This window comes from Acinetobacter sp. YH12201, assembly GCF_013418145.1.
Classification (GTDB): Bacteria; Pseudomonadota; Gammaproteobacteria; order Pseudomonadales; family Moraxellaceae; genus Acinetobacter.
Map to the genome: position 1 here is coordinate 1 of NZ_VPCP01000102.1, position 8,724 is coordinate 8,724.

Annotated in this window: 9 protein-coding genes and 1 pseudogene; 3 read left to right on the plus strand and 7 right to left on the minus strand. The window is 41.8% G+C overall.

Annotated elements, in window-relative coordinates:
• Window positions 1-209: 209 nt before the first annotated feature.
• Window positions 210-776, minus strand: a complete 567-nt coding sequence (locus FTU91_RS14590) for an FMN-dependent NADH-azoreductase (protein WP_086196551.1) — start codon at window positions 774-776, stop codon at window positions 210-212.
• A gap of 259 nt (window positions 777-1,035) precedes the next feature.
• On the opposite strand from FTU91_RS14590, the gene FTU91_RS14595 reads away from it, so the two are divergent.
• Window positions 1,036-2,235, plus strand: coding sequence for a GGDEF domain-containing protein (locus tag FTU91_RS14595; protein ID WP_180082681.1), 1,200 nt, complete (start codon window positions 1,036-1,038; stop codon window positions 2,233-2,235).
• Here FTU91_RS14595 and FTU91_RS14600 read toward each other — a convergent pair.
• From FTU91_RS14600 to FTU91_RS14620, 5 genes are all read right to left on the minus strand, one after another.
• Window positions 2,232-2,912 carry a glutathione S-transferase family protein gene (locus FTU91_RS14600; RefSeq protein WP_180082683.1) on the minus strand — a complete coding sequence of 227 codons (681 nt, stop codon included), beginning with the start codon at window positions 2,910-2,912 and terminating at the stop codon, window positions 2,232-2,234. The genes FTU91_RS14595 and FTU91_RS14600 overlap by 4 nt on opposite strands.
• A gap of 4 nt (window positions 2,913-2,916) precedes the next feature.
• Entirely contained in the window at window positions 2,917-4,671 is a 1,755-nt protein-coding gene (gene dsbD / locus FTU91_RS14605) for a protein-disulfide reductase DsbD (protein ID WP_257221755.1), read from the minus strand.
• Between the two features lie 103 nt (window positions 4,672-4,774).
• Window positions 4,775-5,545 (minus strand): transporter, encoded by a 771-nt coding sequence (locus FTU91_RS14610; RefSeq protein ID WP_180082688.1) that lies wholly within the window; start codon window positions 5,543-5,545, stop codon window positions 4,775-4,777.
• Window positions 5,546-5,559: 14 nt separating this feature from the next.
• A complete protein-coding gene (locus FTU91_RS14615) occupies window positions 5,560-6,102 on the minus strand; it encodes an ankyrin repeat domain-containing protein (RefSeq protein WP_180082690.1) in 543 nt (180 codons plus the stop codon).
• Window positions 6,103-6,275: 173 nt separating this feature from the next.
• On the minus strand, window positions 6,276-6,653 hold the full coding sequence (locus FTU91_RS14620) for an HPF/RaiA family ribosome-associated protein (RefSeq protein WP_086196557.1): 378 nt from the start codon (window positions 6,651-6,653) through the stop codon (window positions 6,276-6,278).
• A gap of 493 nt (window positions 6,654-7,146) precedes the next feature.
• Between FTU91_RS14620 and FTU91_RS14625 the strand changes: the two genes are divergently transcribed.
• Window positions 7,147-7,896 carry an outer membrane protein OmpK gene (locus tag FTU91_RS14625; RefSeq protein ID WP_166170580.1) on the plus strand — a complete coding sequence of 250 codons (750 nt, stop codon included), beginning with the start codon at window positions 7,147-7,149 and terminating at the stop codon, window positions 7,894-7,896.
• Between the two features lie 112 nt (window positions 7,897-8,008).
• Window positions 8,009-8,512, plus strand: a complete 504-nt coding sequence (locus FTU91_RS14630) for a GNAT family N-acetyltransferase (protein ID WP_166170578.1) — start codon at window positions 8,009-8,011, stop codon at window positions 8,510-8,512.
• A 102-nt stretch (window positions 8,513-8,614) separates the two neighbouring features.
• Here FTU91_RS14630 and FTU91_RS14635 read toward each other — a convergent pair.
• Window positions 8,615-8,724 (minus strand): annotated as a pseudogene (locus tag FTU91_RS14635) (IS701 family transposase); the annotation flags it as partial.

Below are 8,724 nucleotides of genomic sequence, written 5' to 3' on the forward strand. Positions count from 1 at the left end.
TCGCAAGAGATGCGATGGATGTCTGATTATTTGTAGTCATAAATTTAAGTCCCCACTTGTTTCTAAGTGGGGACTAAATTAAGGCTTATAGGATGAATTCAGAAGGTGTGTTCAGCGGACGCTTACATTTAATCAGCGATGAAGCATATTCCATAAAAAAGGTCAGCCGAAGCTGACCCAAGAGGAATCATGGATAGGATGATTTCACATTACAGGCTTTGCACCTGAGCTAAAGCGCTGGCAATTGCCTGATCTTTTGACTCTGCACCCATATTGACGCCTTCTGCACGAATAATTTCGACATCGTTCACACCGGTGAAATTAAATACAGTTTTCAAAAAACCTTCCTGAAAATCTGCCGGGCTATTTTCACCATACACGCCGCCACGACTGCTGGCGATATAGGCTTTTTTCTCGCCAGCCAAACCAACAGGACCATTTTCAGTATATTTAAAGGTTTTACCGGCCACACTGATCCGGTCAATCCAGGCTTTTAGCGTAGACGGCAAGCCAAAGTTATACATTGCTGCACCCACCACAACCACGTCGGCATCCAGATATTGCTGAATAATTTTTTCGCCTAAGGCTGCCTGTTCAGCATCTTGCCCCATCAAAATTTCAGCGGTTAAATGTGGAATGGGCTGTTGTGCCAAATCCAGATATTCTACGGTCGCATCTGCATGCTTGGCTTGCAACTGAGTGACAATCGCCTGACTCAATTGGCGTGAAACAGAAGCATCACCTAAAATACTGGAATCGATATGTAAAACTTTCATGGCTGTTACCTTCATCTTTATTTATTCAATGTAGGCATTTTAATCGACCACTAAAAATAGAATAATACATTTATATACAACACAACGTTCCATATTTAATACAACAATAATTCAGCTAAAAGTACTTTTTAGACCAAAAAGTACAAAAAACAACCATTACCATTACTAAAAAAACGTGCTATGTTGTGAATTATTAAAAATAAATCTACTTATTTCACATTAATTTATGATTTAAACAACCAAGGATTATATCTATCGAATGAAGCCAATCTTTTCACCAAATCATGCCTTCTCATTCAAAGAAAAAATTGTGAAATACCTGTTAGAAGATGGGGGTGTAATGAACTGGAGTGTCCTGAATAAATGCATTTTGATGCTGATTTTAGGAAGTTCAGTGCATATGATCTGGATTATCTGGAAAGTTTTTGTGCTTTTATCTCCTGAAGTCTGGCCTTGGGTAAATTTACCCTTGCTCAAACTACAGCTGGAAATGAATATCCTGATTTTAACGGTCTTTATTGCGCTGATTTACCCATGTTCAGCATGGCGTAAAAAAGCCTGGGTACAGCAATGCCTACCCTATGTATCCGTGGGGATTTTGGTCATGTCTTTATGTCGTGATGGTTATGTGATCGGCGTACTCAGTCCGGCCACCATGATCACTTACATGTCTCTGCTCACGGTGGGCCTGGTGCTGTTTAAGCGTAAAATCGTTTATTGCGCGCTCATCCCGGCCACATTATTTTTACTGGTTTGCGGGTATTTAGGCTTGCAAGGTCAAATCAGCTACGGTCCGTTGTTTAATCTTCACACCCAACCCTATCAGAATATGTTTTGGGTGCTGACAATGATGTATTTCATTGTGCCAATTCTTATTACTTGTTTGATTTTATTTGAAATTTTACTTAGCCAGTGGCGGCATCGAGAAAAACTGATTCAGCATTTAAGTCAGGTTGACCCACTGACCAATACTCTTAACCGGCGCAGCATCAACAATTGTCTGGAAAAACTGGAACGCAAGCCCAATGAATCTTATGCACTGGTGTTAATTGATCTGGATCATTTCAAGCGCATTAATGACCAATACGGGCATGATAAAGGCGATGAAACCCTGATTCAGGTCAGTCAAGCACTCTCCCAAATCATTCGAGATAGGGATATGTTGGGCCGTTTTGGCGGAGAAGAATTTCTTCTGATTTTAAATCATTCTTCTTTGCAACAGGCACAAATTATTGCTGAACGGTGTCGTCAGGCCATTCAACAGCTTCATTTATGCAGTGATTCGGGAGAAACTATTCCGATCACCGCAAGTTTTGGCATTGCGCTATCCAGTCCCTCACTCAATTCGCAACAATTGCTCAGCCAGGCAGACAAGGCACTGTATGCAGCCAAAGGCTGCGGACGCAATCAGGTCAAGTGTTATCAGGCAGAGTTGTTTACTGAGCCCAAGCCCTGCTAAAGTGGCTGCTGTTGATACGACTCTAAATAATTCACCCAAGCTTGTTCTTGCAACGCGCCTTCCATCCACAGTTTCATGGCCGGATGTTGCAGCATGGTGTGCATATACTGCTGTGTCGACTCACTGACCGGTAAGGCATAGGTCATAAGCCGCGTCACCACCGGGGCATAAAATGCATCGGCAATTGAAAATTCACCACATAAAAAACCGTTCACCTCTGGACGTTCTGACCAGATCTGTTCGATCCGTGCCACATCTTGCCTAAGCTCGGCATTGTCCTGCCATAAACGCTTACCCACATCGGCTAAATGGGCCCGGATATTCATGCCGCAGGCATTGCGCAAACCGGGAAATCCGCTATGCATTTCCGCCACAATACAACGTGCATGTGCACGCTGCTTGACATCTTGTGGCCACAAATGCTGATTGGGGTTCCGTTCGGCCAGATATTCACAAATCGCCAGCGAATCCCACAGCATCAAGTCATGATCGATCAATACCGGGACTTTCCCATTGGGGTTAATGGCCAATACATCCTGCTTGAATGTGCCCGTGTTGCGTTCTGCGGGAAACCGAATCATGAATTCCTGAAAAGGCAACTGAAAAGCCTGTAACACCAGCCACGGGCGCATTGACCAGCTGGAATAATTTTTATTGGCTATATAGAGCTGATACATCACATTATGGTCCTATATGCTGTTGAAACAAATCGAGCTGTTTCAGTAATTCAGCCTCGCTAAAAGCACCGGTTAGACGTAAACCACGAATTTCCTGCTGCTTAGCATCCAAGAATAAATAGGTGGGCGGCCCTAAAATATCCCATTGATTCAATAAAGCCTGATGCGTTGCATCATAGTTACTCAAATCCAGTTTAATCAGAAAATACGGCGCAAGTGCTTGTTGGACTTGAGCCGATTTTAGCACCTGATGTTCAATGGGCTGACAGGCCACACACCAGTCTGCATACACATCAATAATAATCGGCTGATTGGAGGGCACACTACTTAAGAGCTGTTGAAATTCATTCGCTGTTTTTGCCACATGCCAAGTGGCCTGGGTCGTGCTTTGCCCGATAAAAAACCGCTGGCTGTGTTGATATTGAGTATAAGCCAGATAAGGCATCACCACGAGTAATACCAGTACATATAAAGCCCTCAGCGGGGTCTGTTGCCGAATGCGAAAAAGGATATACGCAATAAAAGCAATGCCTAAACCTAAGCCTGCCCATTGCAGCCAGGCCTCAGAAATAAGCGGACGAATAAAATATAGGGCCAAGGCTAGCATGATAAAGGCAAACAGCACCTTAATCTGGTGCATCCACAACCCTGCTTTAGGCAACACCCTGGAACCCAGTACACTGGCCAGAAGCAAGGGCGTTCCCATGCCAAAACCCAAGGTGAACAGCAAGAGTGCTCCCTGCCACTGGCTTTGGTTCTGGGAAATAAATAACAGTGCCCCGGCTAGAGGTGCGGTCATGCAGGGTCCAACCAGCAGTGCCGAGATCATCCCCATGACACCTGCCCCAATCAGGCTGCCACCTTTTTGTAGCGACTGGGCCTGATCGAGGCGGTTGACCAAAGCTTGGGGCAATTTAATTTCAAATAAACCGAATAAATTTAGTGCAAATAAAACAAATAACGCACTAAAAGCAATCAGGGTGGAAGGCTGCTGTAACCAGCGCTGAAAATTCAAACCAGCAGATGAAGCAATTAAGCCTAAAACCGCATAGACCATGGCCATACTGCAGACAAACACCAGAGCAATCATCCAGGCTTTCAGCCCTTTACTGTCGCGGACAATCAGCGAAGTTAAAATCGGCAGCATCGGTAATGAACATGGCGTAAAGGCCAACAAGATGCCTAAACCGAAAAACAGCAATAAGCCATACAGCAAAGAGCTTTCAGCCAGTGTTTCCGACCACATTTGATCTTTTGCAGTATCGAGTATGACGGGCTTTGCTGTCGGTTGAATGCTATTCTGTTCAGCACTCAAAGTGTTTTGACCAGTTACAGAACTGTTTGAAGATGTTGAAAGATCCAGCAGACGCTTGCTTGCTCTGGCCTGATTTTGTAACAGCACCAAACCGTCAATATCGGTCTGAAACTCAATGGTTTGCGGTGGATAGCAAATCCGGTCCTGGGCACAGCCCTGCCACGTCACCTGATAGGTTTTTGAGGCTTCGGTGGGAACCGTGAATTGGACCTTGTGAAAATAGACCTGGGTATGGCCATAATTTTCATCATGCAAATCGGTTGCTGGCGGCAATTTTAAAGCCAGCTTTTGCGTCCCTTGCCGGACTTCAAATTTATGCTGATATAAATAATAGCGATCTGGAATCGTCCAGTTGAGTTGGGCTTCATGTGTGCTACTGGATTCAACACTAAAAGAAAAAGCATCCTCGGGTGCAAGCAATTGCTCTTGCGCCTGCAGTGTCATGGAGCACAATACAATCACACTACCGATCAATCCGCATATAGCGAACCGAAACCACAAACTCATGTCTTGAAGATGCTTTTTCATATCAGTTTATTTTTTTTAATTAAAATAGGAATGCAACACCCAAACCTGATTGATAGCTTTTATCTCGACCATTTAAGTCCACACCAATACTGGCATCCATTTGCACACGCTCATTCAGTGCATAAATGAGTCCTGAACCCAGTGCATATTCATAGTCTTGACTTTCAGCTTTACGATAGACCAGTTCAGAAAAACCGGACAATTTATCGGTAATTTTATATTCAATGTTCGGGATTGCAGTCACAGCCCAATTGCTGTTTTGTGCTTCATAACGCATGGTGATGGAAGTACGAATTACATCACTATAATTATACGCCACAGCCGAAGTCAGACTGTAGATATCATCTTGATTGCTAAACGCATCATTGCCGGTCGCAAGAATCGCTTCAGCTAAAATGGCCATAGAAAGCTTTTCATCATCCAGATTAATAGCCTTTTTCACCCCAATGCTGACATCGCCCAAACCGTCTTCTTCAACAGACTGACCCGCTGCTTTGGTTTTTGACCAGGATGGACCTTGCCAGCCCAACTGCAATTCAAGATCTTGAGCTAAACCGGTACGTAACAACATGTCGGCATTTAAAGTGGTGTTTTTAACTTTAATTCCGGTTTCATCTCTACTTTCTGAATAGCTGAGGCTAGGTAAGCCTTGTTCCCATGCCAGCTGACCGACGGGCGTAATGCCAGTGCCGATTCCCGCACCTGGACGGTCAAAAGAAAAATCGGCAGCCATCGCATTGATACTGAAACCCGCTGCAAAAATGAAACTTACTGTTTTTACGACTGACATGGTTGTCTCACTAATTATGTTAATTCTTTAGTCATTTTAGCCCCATAACTACGGAGCAACTCTAAAGTTTGCTTTTCTTCGGCCAATGCTTCTGACCAGTTGATTTCGTCAAAGTCACAATCAAAGAATAAATCACTAATCGAGGATAATATGGTCTGACCATCTTCATCTTTGGTATTAGGATCTACTTTTTCATCCAGTAAACGTTGCACTGCAGGCACGCAGGCGGAGCTGGCAGCATCCCATAATGGACCATACAGTTCTTCGGCATCCCATAAATGTAAATTGACTTTGGCTTGAATAAGCGCCTCTAAAATTTCAAGATGAACTGCCAGATTCTGCTGTTTTTCTTGTTCAGATAAAGGTGAACCGGCTTCATAAGCTTCGCAAATATGCTCCCACCATTTGAACAAACCATCGGACCAGACAGAAATGGCCGGACCTTTTTCCAGATCAATAAAATTCGGATCGAGACCTTCTGCCAAAAGACGTTGTACCTGAGCAAGATCCAGCTCTTCTATTGCCTGTACAAAGACTTGTTGTTGTGCTGTTAACATGGAGAAAATACTCTTCAATCATTTTTTAACTATTATGCCGAATAAACTGTCATTTGTTTTAGCTAAATGTATAAGGAGTATATTTTTTATTTCTGTTGCCCTGTCCCAAATAGCGTATTAAAACGCCCATAAAAAAAGCTCCGAAGAGCTTTTTTCTTTAAGCAAGATGTTGCTTAATCATTTACATCGTCCACATCACTGGCTTCTGCAGTTTCAGCAAGTACCGGCACTGCGGCACGAGGGTCATCTATTTTCTCAAATAGATGTTCCAAACTGCGTTTTAAGCGGTCAATGGCTCCATGTATGGCAGTATCGATATTATGACCATGATGGTTCACCACTACCGGTTTCAAACCTGCCGGGCGTGCTTCGATCATGCAGTGAATATCATCTGCACCACCTTTTGGACCATTTTCATCGCTAAAATGAACCGAGAAATGGGTAATACGTTCGCTATAACGTTGGAATTCAGCATTCAGTTCTGCACGAACATAAGTAATTAAACGATCACTATTTTGGATGTTTTTATCGGTACGAATTTCAATGTTCATATAATTTCATCCTCTTTATTCATCAAATCTTTTTTTGTGCAAAACTTCTTATCTTGGCACGTTTCACCTTGCTGTTAACAACAGCGCTGAGCATCTTCAACCTAGTTTGGAACGAGTTCCTCCACATTGAATGATGAACACTTTTAACTCTGCAGATTCGTGTCCTTATGCTTTGAATATAAGGGTCTAGGTGAAGCTTATGCAAGTAGTATTTTGATATTTTTTTTAAATACCCTATAACGTATAAGGAATTTGACTTTCCCTCTAAATAATTTGATAAATATCATATTATTTCTTTGCGGATAAAATGCCTTCTTCAAACTGCTTTACTTTTTTTATCAACATGTATTTTTAGGTATCAAAGCGGTGTCTTGATTTTAATCAGGAGTACGCTGAGAAAAGCAGACTATTTTTTTAACCATTGATCAATTTTGGCTTTATTTTTGCTAAAGAATCTGTATGCTTTGCTTGCTTCTCGGGGGAGATATTTTTAATGAAACTTACACAATTTTTTGCTACATGTGCATTGGCTTCAACAGCTGCACTTACACAGGCTTCGCCAGTGGTATGGCAAGACTTCAGCGTAACTGGTCTTTATGGTGATCACTATAAAGTGGGTACTGAAGACCGTACGACCGTGACTGCAGAATATGCAGCTAAACTTAAATACTCGGATGTATTTTTCTTTGTTGACCATCAATTGGATGGCAATGATGAACAAAATACATATTTCGAGTTAGCGCCACGTTTAAGCTTAGGCGAAGTATCTGGAAAAGATCTTTCTTTTGGTCCAATTAAAGATGTCCTTATTGCGACAACTTGGGAACACAATGCCGGATACGATCAAAACCAAGAGTTTAATAACTTCCTGTACGGTATTGGTTTCGCTTTAGATATTCCATACACACAGTATGCCAATGTGAACTTCTATAAAGTAGATAACGATTCGAAATCAGCTTTCACTAAAGATGATTATCAAATGACGATCACTTATGCAGTTCCGTTTAAATTGGGTTCTGAAGATTTCCTGGTAGATGCCTTCCTGGATTGGTCAACAGCTGAAAAAGGCGCTCAAGCAAGCGAATTGAACTGGACCAGCCAGTACAAATGGAATGTAGGTAAACACATTTCACCTAAAACCAAATTATATGTGGGTATCGAACACTCAGTTTGGAACAACAAATTTGGTATTCAAGGCGTTGATCAAAACGACGTCAGTGCTTTGGTTAAATATCACTTCTAAGCACCACGTTTTGAACGTTAAAAAAGCAAGGCTTCTGTCTTGCTTTTTTTATTGCTGAAAATCAAGTTTATTTCTAAAATCCAGGGTCTATTGATTCGTTCGGCAAATACTCATGGGATTTCTGATCCGCCCTGCTCAACCACAAGACCTAGAACATATCCTGAAAATTTATAATGCTGAAATTTTAAATGGTACTGCGACCTGGAATAGCACACCAAAGTCTATTGAGGATTTTCAGAACTGGTTTAAAAGCCTTACTGAACAACTATTTCCTTTGTTTGTCGCTGAACATTCAGAGACTAAACACATCGCCGGCTATGCCGATTATTCTTCTTTCCGCCAAATTAGCGGGTTTAAACATACAGTGGAACATTCGGTCTTTATTCATCCGGACTTTATCGGACAGGGTTTGGGTAAAGCCTTAATGCTGAAACTGATTGAATATGCACGGCAAAATTATATTCATGTGATGGTTGCTGCGATTGATCATGAAAATCAGGCATCAATTGTGTTACATGAAAAATTAGGTTTTAAGCAGATAGGTTATATGCCTGAGGTGGGGCAGAAGTTTGGTAAATGGCGTGATCTGGTGTTAATGCAACTGATATTAGATTAAATATTAAATTCTTTAATCCTTGGAAAAAGTACTTCAATTTTGTTGAGTTACTGCTAAACAAATAATGTGTATGTGTTTTAATAATATAGGACTTACGCAGTATTATTTATAGATTCTCTGTGGTAGCAGATGATTTTTATCGAGAATAAAGTCATCAATGAAGTTTTTGATCATTGGTCTAAATAATTTCTTCTGCCAACGATATACATTTT